We start from the raw sequence: 16499 nt of genomic DNA, 5'->3' as shown, positions 1-16499 counted from the left end.
CTTCAGCGCTCAGCGCCCGCAGAGCGGCAGCCAAGGGTAAAGTGTGAGGCATGATCCCAGCCTGCCAAGACCCGCGTCAGAGAGGTACCCTGTGGCTGCCTATACCTTGCGACAACTGAAGTACTTCGTCACCACCGTGGAAGCGGGCAGTGTGGCCGAAGCGTCACGCCAGCTGTACATCGCCCAGCCGTCCATCTCCACGGCCATCAAGAGCCTGGAGGAAAGTTTCGGTGTGCAGCTGTTCATCCGCCACCACGCCCAGGGTGTGTCATTGACGCCCAGCGGCAAACGCTTCTACGCCAAGACCAAGTCGCTGCTGCAGATGGCCCATGAGTTCGAACAGAACGCCCTGGCCGACAACGATACCGTCGCCGGGCAAATCGACATTGGCTGTTTCGAAACCGTGGCGCCACTGTACCTGCCGCGTCTGATCGCCGGCTTTCGCCAGCGCTACCCGGGTGTGGACATTCGCCTGCGCGACGGTGAGCAGCAGGACCTGATCCAGGGCCTGACCGCCGGAACATTCGACCTGGCATTTCTCTATGACCACGACCTGGATGGCACCATCGAGGCCGAGCCGCTGATGCCGCCGCAGAAGCCCTATGTGCTGCTACCCGAGAACCACCGCTTTGCCGGCCAGGCCCAGGTCTCGCTGCGCGACCTGTGCCCGGAGCCGATGATCCTGCTGGACGTGGCCCCTAGCCGCACCTACTTCGTCAGCTTGTTCAACGAGTTGGGCCTGGCACCGAACATCGTCTTCAGTTCGCCGTCGATCGAGATGGTGCGCGGCATGGTCGGTCAGGGCTTCGGTTTTTCGTTGCTGGTAACCCGTCCGCACTCGGAATACACCTATGACGGCCAGCGCCTGGCAATGCTCGACATTGCCGAGCCGGTGGCGCTGTCGGGGCTGGCTGCGGCGTGGTTGAAGCGAGTCCAGCTGACCAAACCGGCGCAGTTGTTCGTGGAGTTTTGCCGGGAAGAGCTGGCGAAGTTCCTGAGCTGAGCACGCCATGCCACCCCGGCAGGAGGAGCATGGCGTGGCGATTGCTCAGGGGTTGACCTGGTAGCCGCGCCCTTGCAGGCAACCGCTGTAGGCACTGGCATGGGCCTGGGTTTTGGCCTCGTCCTGGCCGCGCCGGTCCTGGCGCCGGTCCTGGCGCTGGCGCATGCCACCGACCGCGGCCCCGGCGGCGGCCACTTCGCCGGCACGGTTCTGCCGGTATTGCTGTTTGGCATCGTCACCCACCCGGTCATACAACTCGTCATGCTGGTTGCCGCGCACCTGCGCGCCTACAGCACCGGCGGCGGCACCCGCAGCTGCACCGCGAACCCGGCCACCGACATGTGGGTCGCTGGACGTCGCTGTGCCGTTTGCGGCATTGGTGGCGACGGTATTGCAATCGTTGATATCCAGTTGCATCTGCTGGCTGCTCTGGCCCTTGAGCGGCACCACCGACTGCGCCTGGGCGGCCGATGCTGCGCACAGCAGCATCAACAGGTAACTCCACGTGAACGTACGCATGGCACACCTCCACCGGGCGGAAAGCCCGCCTCACAGGATAGTTCGCCTTTGAGGTCGTGATGGAAGTTTTGCCCAGATGGTCTACACCGGATATCAGACGCCGTTCCGATTAGCCTCCTGGCCTGAACCAAGGCTACCTGTGGGCAAACCATGAGCCAGACGCAAGATCTGATCATCTGCGAGTATTGCGACACGGTGTACCACCGTGCACCGCTGCTCAAACATCAACGTGCCCTTTGCCAGCGCTGTGGTGGCGTGCTGTATCGGCACAGGTCACTGACCATCGAGCAGCGGCTGGCATTGAGTGTGACTGGCGGTGTCCTGCTGGTGTTCGCCAACTATTACCCGGTGATGACCATCGGCATGCAGGGGCTGACCCACTCGGCCACATTGTGGGACGCCGTGCAGATTCTCAGTCACGGCAGTATCACCTTCATCGCCCTGGTCATGGCGCTGTCGATCATTTTTGCGCCGCTGCTGCAAATTGCCCTGTTGTGCTGGGTGTTGAGTTTTGCCCTTGCCGGCCAGCGTGCTCCCGGCTTTGCCCTGTGCATGCGTGGCCTGGAAAGCCTGCGGCCCTGGAGCATGCTGGAGGTGTGTCTGCTGGGGGCGATGGTGGCGGTGATCAAGCTGGCGGGGCTGCTCGATGTGATCCCCGGTATCGGCCTGCTGGCCCTGGCCGCACTGAGCATGTTGATCATCCACATTGCTGGCAAGGACATCCGCGACTTGTGGGAACAGGTATGACTGCCCCGGTCAAGGCGCACGACCTTGGCTTGTGTCTGTGCCATGGCTGTGGCCAGGCATGCGACACGCGCAGTGGCGCGCACACCTGCAACCGTTGCGGCGCCGTCATTCACCGGCGCAAGGCCAATGCCATCAGCCGTGGCTGGGCGTTTCTGCTGGCCGCACTGATTTTCTACATCCCCGCCAACCTGCTGCCGGTGATGCACACCGAAATGCTCGGCAGTGGTACAGAAAGCACCATTGGCGGTGGCGTGCTGGAGTTCTGGGAAGCCGGGGCCTGGGACATCGCGCTGATCATTTTCATTGCCAGCGTGGGTGTGCCCGCCATCAAGTTCTTCTCCCTTGGCCTGCTGCTGTTCACTGCCCAGCGTGGTTCTTCCTGGGCCTGCCGGCAGCGTTCGCAGTTGTACCGCTTCGTCGAGCTGATCGGCTACTGGTCCATGCTCGATGTGATGGTAGTGGCGCTGGTGGCTGCGCTGGTGCAACTGCGCGGGCTGGGCACCATCGAACCGCGTGTGGGCATTCTGTTTTTTGGCATGGTGGTAGTGCTGACCATGTTCTCTGCGATGAGCTTTGATCCACGCTTGATCTGGGATAGCCGTGCCAACGAGGGGAGGCCGCATTGATGGGGCAACAGACTGACAAGCGCGAGGGCCCTGGGCAGGTTGAAGTGCGCACCCGACGTTGGAGTGTGTCGCTGGTATGGATCGTGCCGATCCTGGCGATCCTGATCGGCGCTTCGCTGGTGGTGCGCAACTGGATGCAGCAAGGGCCGGTGATCACCATTTCTTTCCACAGCGGCGAGGGATTGGTGGCGCACAAGACCCAGGTAAAATACCGCAGCGTGGTGATCGGCGAAGTGACCACGGTGGACTTGGCCGACGACAAGAAGAGCGTGGTGGCCAAGGTTCAGCTCTCCAACGATGCCCGTTCATTCGCTACCCGGGGAGCGCGCTTCTGGGTGGTGCGACCGCGCATCGGCGTGGGCGGGGTTTCCGGGGTGGACACGCTGCTTTCGGGCAGTTTCATCGGGGCCGATTCCGGCGAGTCGAAGGTGCCGGAAAAGTCCTTTGTCGGCCTGGAGCTGCCGCCGCCGATCACCTATGACGAAAAGGGCAAGCGCTTTGTTCTTGTCGCCAGCGACCTGGGCTCGCTGGATATCGGCTCTTCGATCTACTACCGCAAGATCCCGGTGGGCGAAGTGGTGTCCTTTGCCCTTCAGGGCGATGGCAAGGGGGTAGAGATTGGCGTGTTCGTGCAGGCGCCCTACGACACCTTCGTCACTGCTGACACGCGCTTCTGGAATGCCAGTGGCATTGACATGCAGATCGGTGCCAATGGCCTGAAGGTCGATACCGAATCGCTGTCGTCGATTCTGGTGGGCGGGCTGGCCTTCGGCTCGCCCGATTTCGCGGCGCAAGCCGAGCCTGCTGCCGACCAGGCCCGCTTCCAGCTATTCGCCGACCGCGACATGGCGCTGTCGCCTCCGCATGGCCAGGCGCAGTACCTGCAGTTGCGCTTCGACCAGGCCATGCGCGGCCTGTCGGTGGGCGCGCCAGTGGAGTTCAAGGGGGTGGAGTTTGGCCGGGTCACCTCGATCCAGCTCGATTACGATGCTACGCGGCAGAGCTTCCCGGTAGTGGTCGATGCGGTGATCTACCCGCAGCGGCTAGGGCCGGTGCACCGCAAGATGCTGGCGGTGTTCAAGCACACCGAGGGCGATATGGAAGGGGCGCGGAAACTGATTGGCACCTTTGTCGAACATGGGCTGCGGGCCCAGGCGCGTAGCGGCAACCTGATCACCGGGCAGATGTTCATTTCGCTGGACTTTTACCCCGATGCCCCCAAGGTGGCCTTCGACATGGCTGCCAACCCCATCATGATCCCGACGCTGCCCGGCAGCCTTGAGCAGTTGCAGGAACAGCTGCAGCGGGTGATGGAGCGCATTGCCAAGCTGCCGCTGGAAAGCATCGCCGGTAACCTGGACGGTAGCTTGCGTGAGCTGCGCGCCAGCCTCAGGCAGTTCAATGGCCAGACGCTGCCGGAGGTGAAGGTGGCGCTGGACGAGGTGCACAAGACCCTGCGCACGGCCAACTCGGCCATTTCCGAAGATTCGCCGCAGCGCGAGCGAATGGGTGAAACGCTGGACGAGCTGGAGCGTATGTCGCGTTCGCTACGTGACCTTGCCGATTACCTGGGCCGCCACCCCGAGTCGCTGATTCGTGGCCGGCCGAAAGCGGCCGGGTCCGCAGACCTTGAACCCTGAGGAGACAGCCGATGCAACGACTGCGCAATGCATGTGTGGCCAGCCTGCTGGTGTGGCTCGGGGGCTGCAGCAGTACGCCGAACAACTACCACACGTTGGTACCGAGCGACCCGGTACGTGACAGCGGCCAGCGCATCCAGGTGGTCAGGGTGGCTGTGCCGCCCCAGGTCGACCGCCCACAGTTGGTGGTGCGGCAAGGGCAGAGCGGCCTGGCCATCCTGGAGACGGAGTGGTGGGGCGCCAACCTGGTGGATGAATTCCGCAGCGCCCTGCAGGACCAGTTGGGCGGCCCGGCGGGTGGCGGCAGAGCGTCGCTGCGGGTGGATGTGCAGCGCTTCGACACGGTACCAGGGCGCTACGCCTCGCTGGAGGCCGTGTGGCGCCTGAAGCAGCAAGGGCAGGCCGAGCTGACCTGCCGTACGTCCGTGCAGACTGCCGCGGACAACAGCATCACCAGCCTGGTGAATGCACACCAGGCCAACCTGCGCAAGTTGGCCGAGGCGGTGCGGGGGAGTGCCCTGCAGGGTAGCTGCCGGGCATGAACCGGCCTTATTACTGCCGGGTGCTGGCTGTTTCCTGCACCCTGTCGGCCTTGTCCAGCGGCAGGTGGTCGAACTCGCGCAAGCCATCCTTGCGGTATGGGTCGCCGATCCAGCGTGGTGCTACCACGAACTGTGGGCTCACCAGGCTCTTGGCCGGTTCATAGCGGTCGTAGCTCAATCCTGCCAGGTCTGACAGGGTATGGATCAGATGCGAACTGCTGTAGGGGCGGTTGGCCATTGCCTGCAAGTCACGCGGGTGTTCGGCCTGCCAGCTAGGCGAGGTCCACAGCAGGAACGGGATGGTGTACATCGGCCGGGTCGGTGCGCCTTCATTGCGCCCCAGGCGGTCGTGGTCACCGGAGCTGTACACGTCTTCACCATGATCGGACAGGTACATCAGGAACCCGTTGGGGTTGCCTGCCGCATAACGCTTGATCAGGGTCGACACCACATAGTCGTTGTAGCGCACCGCGTTGTCATAGAAGTTGTAGGTTTCTACCTGGTCCGCCGTCAGCTTGGCTGGCACACCCTGCCTGTCGTTGAAGTGCGCATAGTCGTCCGGGTAGCGGTAGCGGTAGTCCATGTGCGTGCCCAGCAGGTGCACGATGATGAACTTGTTGGGCGCAGGGTCTTGCAGGGCTTTCTCGAACGGCGCCAGCACCACGTCATCGTACTGGCGGGCATTCTGGTTGCGCTGGTTGTTCAGGTACACCGGCACGTCTGTTTGCTGCGAGAAGGTGGTGAGCATGGTGTTGCGCTTGGTCAAGGTCTGCTGGTTGGTGATCCAGAAGGTCTTGTAGCCTGCCTGTTTCAGCAGGTTGATCAGCGACGGGTCGCTGAGGAAACGGTCCGGGTTCTGCTCGTCGCCGAACGTGAGGATCTGCTGCATCACTTCGATGGTGTACGGGCGCGGCGATACCACGTCGCGGAACACGGTCAGGCCCTTGTCGCTGGCGGCCAGCGCGTCGAGGTTGGGCGTGGTGTCGCGGTCATAGCCATACAGGTGCATGTGCTCGCGGGTGGTCGACTCGCCGAGCACCAATACCAAGGTGCGTGGCGCTGTACCACTGCTGTCTCGCAGGTTTTGCAGCGGTGGCAGTGCGGCATTCTGGGCCAGCAGTTTCTGCATGTTGTCCAGTTGCTGGCGGTACTGTCGGTAGCCGACCAGCAACTGCCAAGGGACGGCCGGCTCCATTCGCTGCTGCACTTTTTCGAGCGCATCGGCGAAGTTTCGCTCCTGGGTGACCATCTGCTTGTAGAACGGCATGACCAGGTTGGCCACCAGCAATAGCACGACCACCGGCAGGCGGCTGCGCAGCGGCAGGCTGACCGGGCGCACGCGCCGCCACAGCATTACCGCGACCAGCGTGTACAGCACCAGTGCCAGGCCCAGCCCCACGCTGAAGTATTGGCTGAAGTACTCACCAGCCTCGGCGGTGTTGGACTCGAACATCACAAAGATGACACTTTGTGAAAACTCCTGGCGATAGATGCCGAAGTAGCTCAGGCCCACCAGCGATGCAGCCCACAGCACCAGACCAATGATTGCCGCGGTGGCGCGGGTGAAGCGCGGCAGCAGCAGGACGGGCGCCAGCCATAGGCTGCTGAGGAATAACGCATCGCGAAAACCGGCGAAGCCGGTCGTCCCGCTGAACAGCAGCAGCGCCTGGGTTACACCGGAAAAATACCAGAAGAACAGCAAGAGCCAGCCGAGCCCGGCCCAGTCCACGCGCTTGTGCGCGGCGGGGGATGTAGTGTTTGACACGTATGCCTCGTCGTACCTTGGCGGCCAGCGGTTGTGCGCGTGACCGGAAAGGGCGTGACGCTAATCTGCGGACTGTGAAAAATACGTCAACGCGTTGAATCCTGTGAGCTGCGTGGCCGTAGCAGGCATAAGCTGGGCTGTTCACCGCGTTTTCCCAAGGCTGCCGGGTTATGATGGCGGCAGCGAAACGTCCTGAAAGGCCCCGTAGACTATGAACCGTCGTAAGAAGATCAAGCAGCTATTGCAGGCGCATGCCAAAAAGGCCAGTGCCAAGCTGGCGCCACGCAAGCCCAAGTACATCTGCAAGGCGGACCGCTTGAAGATGGAGGCAGAGGCGTCGGGGGAGGCTCCGCAGCTGGCCGACTGACACTGCCCCTAAAACCGATCGCTTGGGCTTCAACGGCGGTAGTAATGATGCGCGTCATGATGACGCTGGCGCATGGCGCGCTCATGGCGGCGCTCCCAATCACGGCGCCGTTCCCAGTCGCGCCGCCGCTCCCAGTCCCGACGGGCTTGTTCACGCCGCCACTGTTCGCGGCGCCAGTCGCTTCGATGGTCGTGCCAGCGATCGTCATCATGCGCCAGGAGGGTGGCCGGCTGTTCAACGGCCACGCTGGCCACGCTCGACCAAGGGTTGCCGGCTGGCTTTAACGGTGACTGGACAGCCGGTGAAACCGGTTCGGCGGCTTTCATTTGCGTTGCCGATGCCGTGCCCACCGCCGCGAGCGAGAACAGGCCGAGCAGCACCAACCTTGCGACATGTATTTTCATGAGCGTAGCCAACCTCTGATAACGAATGAGCCATCTGGCCAGCAGGTGTGGGGCGAACCCTGTCTCGCGTTCCGCTACCTTCTGTGCCTCACACATAGACAGGGAATCAAGAAAAAGTTCGCTACAGCAACAACTTGAAGAACTTTGCCGGGGTGGTTGGCGCTGTGCAGTAGCCGCCGTGAGTGCCCCACTGGTCAGTCATAGGCCTGCAAACACCTCACGCAAATGCCGCCGGTAACTGTCGAACGCAGCAATCGCCCCTTTCACCACCTCTGCTTCTTCCTGCTCCCCCAGCACCAGGCTGTCCAGCCTGGCAACAAATTCGCGCCAATGCAGCGCTCGGCCATCCGGGTGAGGGGCCAGGTGGCGGGCCCCCTTGTCACCCTCCAGCCCAAGACGTTGCGTGTGCTTGTAGAGAAACGCCGCCCCCAGGTTCGAGCCTTCACTGCAATACAGCCATCCCAAGGCCTGGGCCGAGCTGACACGGACCGGTTGGGTGGGCGTTGGCAGCAGCAGGCCGAGGTCGCGCAGGTCGGCCTCGACTGCCGCGAACCGTGACAGCGCCGCCAGCCCCGGCAGTTGCTGGTTGAGCTGTTCATCCTGATACAACGCCAACAGGCTGCCATGAAAACGGTGCTGCACCCGCAGGAAGCGCCCATAACGCTCGCGGCTCTCGAAAGGCCGCGCTGCCATTACCAGTTGATCGACGCTGTCATGATCCCTGCTGCTGGCCGCTTTCAGGCGTTTGCAGCGGCTGGGTTCGGTGAAGGGGGAAGTTACAGCGGTCATCGGCGTATCCGTGGCAATAGAGCAAGGTCCCCATGATGCTTGCCATCCTTGGCAAGCATCAAGCGTCACACGCCCGACCTGACCGAGTTCGCAATGATGGAGCGCAAGGTCGAGGCTCATTTATCATGGCGGCTGCCTTTACCATTGCCAAGGATACTTGCCATGAGCGCCCTTCAGTTCCGCACCCCCGTTCCCGCCGATGCCGAGCGTTGCTACGCCATCGAAATTGGCGCCTATGAAGGGGATGAGGCGGCCACGCTGGAGAAAATCCGCACGCGTATCACGCAGTACCCACAAGGCTTCCTGGTGCTGGAAAGCGACGGCGAGATTGTTGGTTTCATCAACAGTGGCTGCGCCCACGAGGTCGTGATGTCCGACGAGGCCTTCAAAGAGCTGGTCGGCCATGACCCGGCGGCCGCGAACGTGGTGATCATGTCGGTGGTTGTAGACCCGGCCCACCAGGGCAAAGGCTACGCCAAACTGTTGATGAACGAATTCATCGGGCGCATGCACGCGGCGGGCAAGCAGACCATTCACCTGATGTGCAAGGAGCAGCATGTGGCCCTGTACCAGAAGCTGGGCTACCGATACGTGAAACCGTCGCCGTCGGACCACGGCGGTATGGCCTGGCATGAGATGGTCATGGACCTTTGAGTGGACATGACATCGTAGTGCGCGCTACCCGCAGCTTGCCTAGGTGACAGCGCAGCCCAAAGGGCTGCGCATGCCCTTCATTCAACCCGGCGATGCCGAGCTGATGCCAGGCCTCAAGTGCCACTGACCAGCTGATGGGCCAGCTGGTTGTGGCGTTCCAGTACGCGCGGCAGGTCGACGGTGGCCAGCTGGCCGTCTTTCACCACGACGCGGCCGTTGATCACGCTGGTATGCACCTGGGTCGGGGTGCAGAACACCAGTGCCGCCAATGGGTCGTGGTGGCCGCCGGCATACGCCACATGGCCCAGGTCGAAGGCGACGAAATCGGCGACCATGCCCGGGGCCAGGGCACCGATATCATTGCGGTTGAGCACTTTCGCGCCACCCAGGGTGGCAATCTCCAGTGCTTCGCGTGCGGTCATCGCGTCAGGGCCAAAGCCCACCCGTTGCAGCAACAGGGCCTGGCGCACTTCACCGATCATGCTGGCGCCGTCGTTGGAGGCGGAGCCATCGACCCCCAGGCCCACCGGTACGCCGTGGTCGCGCATCTTGCGTACCGGGGCGATGCCCGAGGCCAGCCGCATGTTCGAGCATGGGCAGTGGGCGACGCCGGTGCCGGTGCGGGCGAACAGCTCAATGCCGTGCTGGTCGAGCTGCACGCAGTGGGCATGCCATACATCATGGCCGACCCAGCCAAGGTCTTCGGCGTACTCGGCAGGGGTCATGCCAAACTTCTCGCGGCTATAGGCGATGTCGTTGACGTTCTCGGCCAGGTGGGTGTGCAGCGACACCCCATACTGGCGCGCCAGCACGGCAGCTTCGCGCATCAGGTCGCGGCTGACCGAGAACGGCGAGCATGGCGCGACCACGATACGGCGCATCGAGCCGTGGCTGGCATCGTGGTAGTCCTCGATCAGGCGTTGCGATTCCTTGAGGATGTCGGCTTCCTTTTCCACCACCGCGTCAGGTGGCAGGCCGCCTTGGCTCTGCCCCACGCTCATGCTGCCGCGCGCGGCGTGGAAGCGCATGCCGATCTCGGCCGCCGCGTGGATGCTGTCGTCGAGCTTGCAGCCGTTGGGGTAGATATACAGATGGTCGCTGGAGGTGGTGCAGCCGGACAGGATCAGCTCGGCCATGGCGGTCTGGGTCGACACCGCGATCATCTCGGGGGTCAGGCGCGCCCAGATCGGGTACAGGTTGGTCAACCAGTTGAACAGCTCGCCGTCCTGAGCGGCCGGTACCACGCGGGTGAGGCTCTGGTACATGTGGTGGTGGGTGTTGACCAGGCCTGGGATGACCACCTTGCCGGCCATGTCCAGAATCACGTCGGCGTGCTGCGGGAGGGTTTCGCTGGGGCCGACTTGCTTGATCAGGTTGTCTTCGATGAACAGGCCGCCGTTCTTGATTTCGCGGCGTTCGCCGTCCATGGTGACCAGCAGTGCGGCGTTTTTGACGAGGAGCGTTTTTGCAGGGTTTGTAGATGACATGGTGCAAGCCTGCGCAATACGCATCGGCGATTACCGATGTCATAGGCGCTCGGTATTGTAAGCAAGCTTTTTACTGATTGTATACAGCTCGAAGCGCCAGTGCCGGCCTCTTGGCGGCTATAGCCGCGAAGAGGCCGGCACGGGTTGCAGCCATGAAAGATCACACCGCCTCGCGGCTGCTCACACCCTCCAGCAACCGGGCAATCCCCAGCGGGTTAGCGTTTTTCAACGCATCCGGCAGCAGTGCGTCCGGGTAGTTCTGGAAGCACACCGGGCGCAGGAAGCGGTCGATGGCCAAGGTGCCGACCGAAGTGCCGCGGGCGTCGGAGGTGGCCGGGTAGGGGCCGCCATGCACCATGGCATCGGAAACCTCCACGCCGGTCGGGTAGCCATTGAGCAGCAAGCGTCCGGCCTTGCGTTCGAGCAGCGGCACCAGTGAGGCAAAGGTGCGCAGGTCTTCAGGTTCGGCAATCAGGGTGGCAGTCAGCTGACCTTGCAGGTGGCGCAATGCTTCGGTCAGTTGCTGGGCATCGGCCACTTCAACCACCACGGTGCAAGGGCCGAACACCTCCTCCTGCAACAGCGGGTCGCCATTGAGTAGCAGGCTCACGTCGGCCTTGAACAGTTGCGGCTGAGCCTGGTTACCCGTTTGCGGTTGGCCGGCCAGATGCTGGATACCCGGGTGCGCCAGCAGGTGCTGCACAGCGTTCTGGTAGCTGCGCAGGGTGCCAGCGTTGAGCATGGTCTGCGGGCCTTGGTCGGCCATGCGTGCCACCAGCGTTTGCAGGAAATGCTCGAAGTGCGGCGAGCTGATACCCACCACCAGGCCCGGGTTGGTGCAGAACTGCCCGCAGCCCAGCACCACCGAGGCGGCCAGTTCGGTCGCCACCTGTTCACCGCGAGCCTGCAGAGCCTGCGGCAGCACGATCACCGGGTTGATACTGCTCATTTCGGCGAACACGGGGATCGGCTGCGGGCGCGCTGCGGCCATGTCGCACAGGGCGCGGCCACCGCGCAGCGAGCCGGTAAAGCCGACTGCCTGAATGGCTGGGTGCTTGACCAGCGCTTCGCCCACACCGGCACCGTAGATCATGTTGAAAACGCCTGCCGGCATGCCGCTGCCGGTCACTGCACGGTCGATGGCCGCGGCCACATGGGCCGCAGTGAGCATGTGCCCGCTGTGTGCCTTGAACACCACCGGGCAGCCGGCGGCCAGCGCCGAAGCGGTGTCACCGCCAGCGGTGGAGAAGGCCAGAGGGAAGTTGCTGGCGCCGAACACGGCCACCGGGCCCACGCCGATGCGGTACTGGCGCAGGTCCGGGCGCGGCAGCGGGGTGCGCTGGGGCAGAGCGCGGTCGATGCGTGCAGCGTAGAAGTCGCCACGCCGTACCACTTCGGCAAACAGGCGCAGCTGGTTGCTGGTGCGGCTGCGTTCGCCGCGGATGCGTGCTTCAGGCAGTGCGGTTTCGCGCATCACGTCCTGGATGAAGTCATCACCCAACGCGTCCAGTTCGCTGGCGATAGCGTCGAGAAAAGCGGCGCGCTGGTCCGGGCGGGTGCTGCGGTAGCTCGGGTAGGCCACCTCGGCGGCCTGGGCGGCGGCCTCGACTTCATCGCCAGTCGCCTGGTGGAAGGCGTAGGGCAGTGCTTCACCGGTGTGGGCGTCGAGGCTGTGCAGCAGCACGTCACCGTGGCCACTGAGCTGGCCGGCGATGTGGTTCAGGCGGTGTTCGATGGACATTTCGTTTCCCGTTGGCAATGACAATCGTTGGTCAGGACTGTAGGGGGCGAACGGGGGGCTGAATAATGATTAATACGGATCGGGTGATAACGAGCAGTTATCACCCGGGTTCTCGCGATGCCCTGCAGGAGCGGTCATGCAAGGCGTCAGGGCTCACTCGGCCATCTGCAACTCTGGCAGCTTCACGCGCAACGCCCGGGTCAGCCCCAGTAGCACCAACAGGCCCAGGCCCATCCAGCACAGGCCGATGGTGAACGACAGGCTGGTCAGGCTGCTCCATAGCCACAACGTGCTGAGAAAGCCCAGGCCGGGAATGGCGCCGTACAGCAGGCAGTTGCGGCAACCGCGCAGTTTCTGGTCAACCAGGTAGTGCTTGACCACTGCCAGGTTCACCGCCGAAAAGGCGAACAGTGCGCCAAAGCTGATCATGTTCGCCACGGTATCCAGGGTGATCACCAGGGCGATCAGCGACAGCAGGCTGACCACCAGGATGGCAGTGGCCGGCACGCGCTTTTTCGTCACCAGCTGGCCGAATGCCCGCGGCAATGCGCCGTCGCGGCCCATGGCGAACAGTACGCGCGACACGCTGGCCTGGGACACCATGGCCGAGGCGAAGCAGCCGGCCACGTAGGTAGCGGTGAAGGCGGTTACCAGCAGCTCGCCGCCCACCCGGCGCATCACGTCGACCGACGCCGAATCCGGATCGGCGAAGCTGCCCCAATCGGGGAACACCATCTGTGCGCAATAAGACACCACCAAAAACAGCAGGCCGCCGATCAACGACACCGCCAGAATCGCCACGGGAATGCGGTAGGTCGGGTTACTGGTTTCCTCAGCCATGGTCGACACCGCATCGAAGCCGAGGAACGACAGGCACAGCACGGCGGCGCCGGTCATGATCAATGGCACGCTGAAGCCTTCGTGGTGCAAGGGGGCCAGCAGCGACACCGGCTCCGCCTGTCCGCTGAGCTTGAGAATGGACAGGGCGACGAAGACGATGATGAACACCAATTGCACCACCACCAGGATCCAGTTGACCCGGGTGATCGACTCGATGCCGATCAGGTTGAGGAAGGTGACCAGGGCAATGGAGCCCGCCACCCACACCCAGGCATGGATGGTCGGGAAGTATTCCGACATGTAGATGCCGATCAGCAGGTAGCTGAGCAGCGGCAGAAAGATGTAGTCGAGCAGCAGTGTCCAACCGGTGATGAAGCCGATATAGCTACCGAAGGCCTTGCGCGTGTAGGTGTAGACCGAGCCGGAGTAGGGGTGGGCCTGGACCATGCGGCCGTAACTGTAGGCGGTCAGCAGCATGGCGGCGAGCGTGAGCAGGTAGGCGGTGGGCAGGTGCCCTTTGGTCATCTGGGTGACCAGCCCGTAGGTGGTGAATACGGCCAGGGGCACCATGTAGGCCAGGCCGAACAGCACCAGGGCGGTCATGCTCATGGACTTGCGGAAGCGGCCGGTGCTGGTGGCGGATTGCGAGGGTGCATGCGGGGCGGGGCTATGGGCTGTACTTGTTGTTGTATGCATTGCTAACTCCTGAAAAGGGATGCAGGACACCGCGGCAGGCGAGCAGGCTCGCGACCGTCAGGTGTTGTGCAAGGAGGTCGAGCGGAAAGCTCGCAGCGCTGGGGCGGGTTGATGCTCCCACACCCTGCAGGCACCCGGAATCACCCTTTGGGGTGAGCGGACACAGCCCTTGCCCGGCTCACCCCAAAGGGTGATTCCGGTGCCTGCAGCGCCGTGGGAGTATCTGCTCAACGACGCACCGCACTGGCGGCGGTGCCACTGAGAAAACGGCAGGCTTACAGTGACCAATCAATTGCTTTCAGAACAATGGTTCGAGCACCAGGCCAAGGTCACCGAGGCGATCGGCCGGCCGGGCTTTGCCGCCAGCCTGTTTGCTGCACTGGGTGTGATCCGGCCGATCCAGGCGACCACGGTGTACCTGTACCCGCACGATGGCATGCCCTGTGCGCTGTTCGAGCAGGATGACAAGGCGCCCTGGCAGCCCGAGGGCAATGTCGCCCGCTACCTGTCGGGCTTCTACCTGCTCGACCCGTTCTACGGTGCTTGTGTGGAACAGGTCGAATCCGGCTGCTACGGCCTGTTCGAAGTGGCACCCGACCACTTCGAGGTCAGCGAATACTACCAATCGTTCTACCGCCACTCGCACCTGGAGGATGAACTCAACTACATCCTGCAGGTGGCGCCCGGGCAAAGCCTGGCGGTGTCGCTGGCCTTCACCGACAAGCTGGATGGGCAAAGCCGCACGCGGTTCGGGCTCATCACGCCTTGGGTACTGGCGGTACTCGGCAAGCATTTTGCCGGGCTGGACAGCCGCGCAGGGCGCTTCGAGAACATCCTCGAGCAACGTATTCATGCCGCGCTGAACAATTTCGGCAGCTCGCTGCTGACCGAGCGTGAATGCCGTATCGCCCAGCTGATCCTGCGTGGCCACTCGACCAAGTCGCTGGCCGAGCGGCTGGGAGTGTCGGAGGACACCATCAAGTCGCACCGCAAGAACGTCTACGCCAAGCTCGACATCGGCACCCAGTCCGAACTGTTCTCCCTGTTCATCGATGCACTGGCCAATGCCCAGGGCGTGCTGGGCAAGGACCCGCTGGAAAGCTACATGGGCAAGCTGCGCTGAACGCCAGCTGCCCTGCAACCCCACCGCAAAGGAAAACCAACAATGAACGCGCCTTTCGCCCCGCAACGCCAGACCCGTGACTACCAGGCAGCCGATGCCGCCCACCACATTCATGCCTTCCTCGACCAGAAGGCGCTGAACGCCGAAGGGCCGCGGGTGATCGTCGGTGGCGAACGCCTGCACCTGTGGGACAGCGAGGGCAAGCGTTACCTGGATGGCATGTCCGGCCTGTGGTGCACCCAGCTCGGTTATGGCCGTCGTGACCTGACGGCCGCCGCAGCCACGCAGATGGATCAGCTGGCCTACTACAACATGTTTTTCCACACCACCCACCCGGCGGTGATCGAACTGTCCGAGTTGCTGTTCAGCCTGCTGCCGGGGCACTACAGCCACGCGATCTACACCAACTCCGGCTCCGAGGCCAACGAGGTACTGATCCGCACCGTGCGCCGCTATTGGCAGGTGGTTGGCCAGCCAGGCAAGAAAATCATGATCGGCCGCTGGAACGGCTACCACGGCTCAACCCTGGCGGCCACGGCGCTGGGCGGGATGAAGTTCATGCACGACATGGGCGGGCTGATTCCGGATGTGGCACACATCGATGAACCTTACTGGTACGCCGAGGGCGGTGAACTGACTCCGGCCGAGTTCGGCCGCCGCTGCGCCCTGCAGCTGGAGGAAAAAATCCTCGAACTGGGTGCCGAGAACGTTGCCGGCTTCATTGCCGAACCCTTCCAGGGGGCCGGCGGCATGATCTTCCCGCCGGAAAGCTACTGGCCGGAAATCCAGCGTATCTGCCGCCAGTACGACGTGCTGCTGTGCGCCGATGAGGTGATCGGTGGCTTTGGCCGCACCGGCGAATGGTTCGCCCATGAATACTTCGGCTTCGAGCCCGACACCCTGTCGATTGCCAAGGGCCTGACCAGCGGCTATGTGCCCATGGGCGGCCTGGTGCTGAGCAAGCGCATTGCCGAGGCGTTGGTGGAGCGCGGCGGGGTATTTGCCCACGGCCTGACCTATTCCGGCCACCCGGTGGCGGCGGCAGTGGCCATCGCCAACCTGAAGGCGCTGCGTGACGAAGGTATCGTGCGCCAGGTGAAGGACGACACGGGGCCGTACCTGCAGCGCATTCTGCGGGAAGTGTTTGCCGACCACCCATTGATCGGTCAGGTGCAAGGGGCCGGGCTGGTGGCGGCGCTGCAGTTTGCCGAGCACAAGCCGACGCGCAAGCGCTTTGCCAACGAGAACGACCTGGCCTGGCAGTGCCGCACCTTTGGTTTCGAGGAAGGGGTGATCATTCGCTCGACCCTGGGCCGGATGATCATGGCGCCGGCCTTGATCGCCAACCACAGCGAGCTGGATGAGCTGGTGGAGAAGACCCGGATAGCCGTAGACCGCACGGCGCGGCTGGTCGGCAAGCTCTAAGCCTTTTGGGGGCGCTTCGCGCCTCGATCGCGACGCAAGGCCGCTCCCACAGCAATCGCGTCGCTTGCAGGGGCAACGCTGTTCTTTTGGGCGCGGCCTTGTGTCGCGATTGGGCTGCAAAGCAGCCCCGG

Annotated in this window: 16 protein-coding genes; 9 read left to right on the top strand and 7 right to left on the bottom strand. The window is 63.3% G+C overall.

The genetic code is table 11. The annotated features are described in order from the left end of the window. Positions 1 to 91: 91 nt before the first annotated feature. On the top strand, positions 92 to 1003 hold the full coding sequence (locus tag ACZ889_RS21190; RefSeq protein ID WP_180689787.1) for a LysR family transcriptional regulator: 912 nt from the start codon (positions 92 to 94) through the stop codon (positions 1001 to 1003). A gap of 45 nt (positions 1004 to 1048) precedes the next feature. On the opposite strand, the gene ACZ889_RS21185 is transcribed toward ACZ889_RS21190, so the two are convergent. Further along, on the bottom strand, positions 1049 to 1522 hold the full coding sequence (locus ACZ889_RS21185; protein ID WP_014591473.1) for a YMGG-like glycine zipper-containing protein: 474 nt from the start codon (positions 1520 to 1522) through the stop codon (positions 1049 to 1051). A 150-nt stretch (positions 1523 to 1672) separates the two neighbouring features. Between ACZ889_RS21185 and ACZ889_RS21180 the strand changes: the two genes are divergently transcribed. From ACZ889_RS21180 to ACZ889_RS21165, 4 genes are read left to right on the top strand one after another with little or no spacing between them, the layout of a single operon-like run. Further along, entirely contained in the window at positions 1673 to 2269 is a 597-nt protein-coding gene (locus ACZ889_RS21180) for a paraquat-inducible protein A (protein ID WP_014860839.1), read from the top strand. Next, positions 2266 to 2895, top strand: a complete 630-nt coding sequence (locus tag ACZ889_RS21175; RefSeq protein WP_180689788.1) for a paraquat-inducible protein A — start codon at positions 2266 to 2268, stop codon at positions 2893 to 2895. Before ACZ889_RS21180 ends, ACZ889_RS21175 begins: the two co-directional genes overlap by 4 nt. Beyond that, on the top strand, positions 2895 to 4535 hold the full coding sequence (locus tag ACZ889_RS21170; RefSeq protein ID WP_047603932.1) for a PqiB family protein: 1641 nt from the start codon (positions 2895 to 2897) through the stop codon (positions 4533 to 4535). Before ACZ889_RS21175 ends, ACZ889_RS21170 begins: the two co-directional genes overlap by 1 nt. A gap of 11 nt (positions 4536 to 4546) precedes the next feature. Next, positions 4547 to 5077, top strand: coding sequence for a PqiC family protein (locus ACZ889_RS21165; protein WP_180689789.1), 531 nt, complete (start codon positions 4547 to 4549; stop codon positions 5075 to 5077). Between the two features lie 10 nt (positions 5078 to 5087). Here the strand turns inward: ACZ889_RS21165 and ACZ889_RS21160 are convergent, their stop codons facing one another. Further along, positions 5088 to 6842, bottom strand: coding sequence for a phosphoethanolamine transferase CptA (locus tag ACZ889_RS21160; protein ID WP_476257782.1), 1755 nt, complete (start codon positions 6840 to 6842; stop codon positions 5088 to 5090). Positions 6843 to 7053: 211 nt separating this feature from the next. On the opposite strand from ACZ889_RS21160, the gene ACZ889_RS21155 reads away from it, so the two are divergent. Then, positions 7054 to 7209, top strand: a complete 156-nt coding sequence (locus ACZ889_RS21155; RefSeq protein WP_014860836.1) for a DUF2986 domain-containing protein — start codon at positions 7054 to 7056, stop codon at positions 7207 to 7209. Positions 7210 to 7238: 29 nt separating this feature from the next. On the opposite strand, the gene ACZ889_RS21150 is transcribed toward ACZ889_RS21155, so the two are convergent. Further along, complete coding sequence (locus ACZ889_RS21150; protein ID WP_014860835.1) at positions 7239 to 7613, bottom strand: hypothetical protein; 375 nt, start codon at positions 7611 to 7613, stop codon at positions 7239 to 7241. Between the two features lie 198 nt (positions 7614 to 7811). Continuing rightward, entirely contained in the window at positions 7812 to 8402 is a 591-nt protein-coding gene (locus ACZ889_RS21145; protein ID WP_014860834.1) for a biliverdin-producing heme oxygenase, read from the bottom strand. A gap of 162 nt (positions 8403 to 8564) precedes the next feature. Between ACZ889_RS21145 and ACZ889_RS21140 the strand changes: the two genes are divergently transcribed. Then, the gene (locus tag ACZ889_RS21140) at positions 8565 to 9056 is read left to right on the top strand and encodes a GNAT family N-acetyltransferase (protein ID WP_047603929.1); all 492 of its coding nucleotides are present in this window, start codon (positions 8565 to 8567) and stop codon (positions 9054 to 9056) included. A gap of 113 nt (positions 9057 to 9169) precedes the next feature. Here ACZ889_RS21140 and ACZ889_RS21135 read toward each other — a convergent pair whose 3' ends face one another. The 3 genes from ACZ889_RS21135 to ACZ889_RS21125 all read right to left on the bottom strand — a co-directional run bounded on the left by ACZ889_RS21135 (position 9170) and on the right by ACZ889_RS21125 (position 13820). After that, the gene (locus ACZ889_RS21135) at positions 9170 to 10543 is read right to left on the bottom strand and encodes an 8-oxoguanine deaminase (protein ID WP_143999957.1); all 1374 of its coding nucleotides are present in this window, start codon (positions 10541 to 10543) and stop codon (positions 9170 to 9172) included. A 160-nt stretch (positions 10544 to 10703) separates the two neighbouring features. Continuing rightward, entirely contained in the window at positions 10704 to 12284 is a 1581-nt protein-coding gene (locus ACZ889_RS21130; RefSeq protein ID WP_476257781.1) for an aldehyde dehydrogenase (NADP(+)), read from the bottom strand. Positions 12285 to 12437: 153 nt separating this feature from the next. Continuing rightward, complete coding sequence (locus tag ACZ889_RS21125; protein ID WP_014859220.1) at positions 12438 to 13820, bottom strand: APC family permease; 1383 nt, start codon at positions 13818 to 13820, stop codon at positions 12438 to 12440. A gap of 280 nt (positions 13821 to 14100) precedes the next feature. Here ACZ889_RS21125 and ACZ889_RS21120 point away from each other — a divergent pair, with 280 nt between their 5' ends. Beyond that, entirely contained in the window at positions 14101 to 14943 is an 843-nt protein-coding gene (locus ACZ889_RS21120; RefSeq protein ID WP_476257780.1) for a helix-turn-helix transcriptional regulator, read from the top strand. Between the two features lie 42 nt (positions 14944 to 14985). Continuing rightward, on the top strand, positions 14986 to 16368 hold the full coding sequence (locus ACZ889_RS21115; RefSeq protein ID WP_003250846.1) for an aspartate aminotransferase family protein: 1383 nt from the start codon (positions 14986 to 14988) through the stop codon (positions 16366 to 16368). Positions 16369 to 16499: the final 131 nt, after the last annotated feature.

It is taken from the genome of Pseudomonas sp. TE3895, from assembly GCF_056278855.1.
The sequence above is the reverse complement of the archived record's forward strand: the minus strand, read 5'-3'. Positions and strand labels throughout refer to the sequence as shown.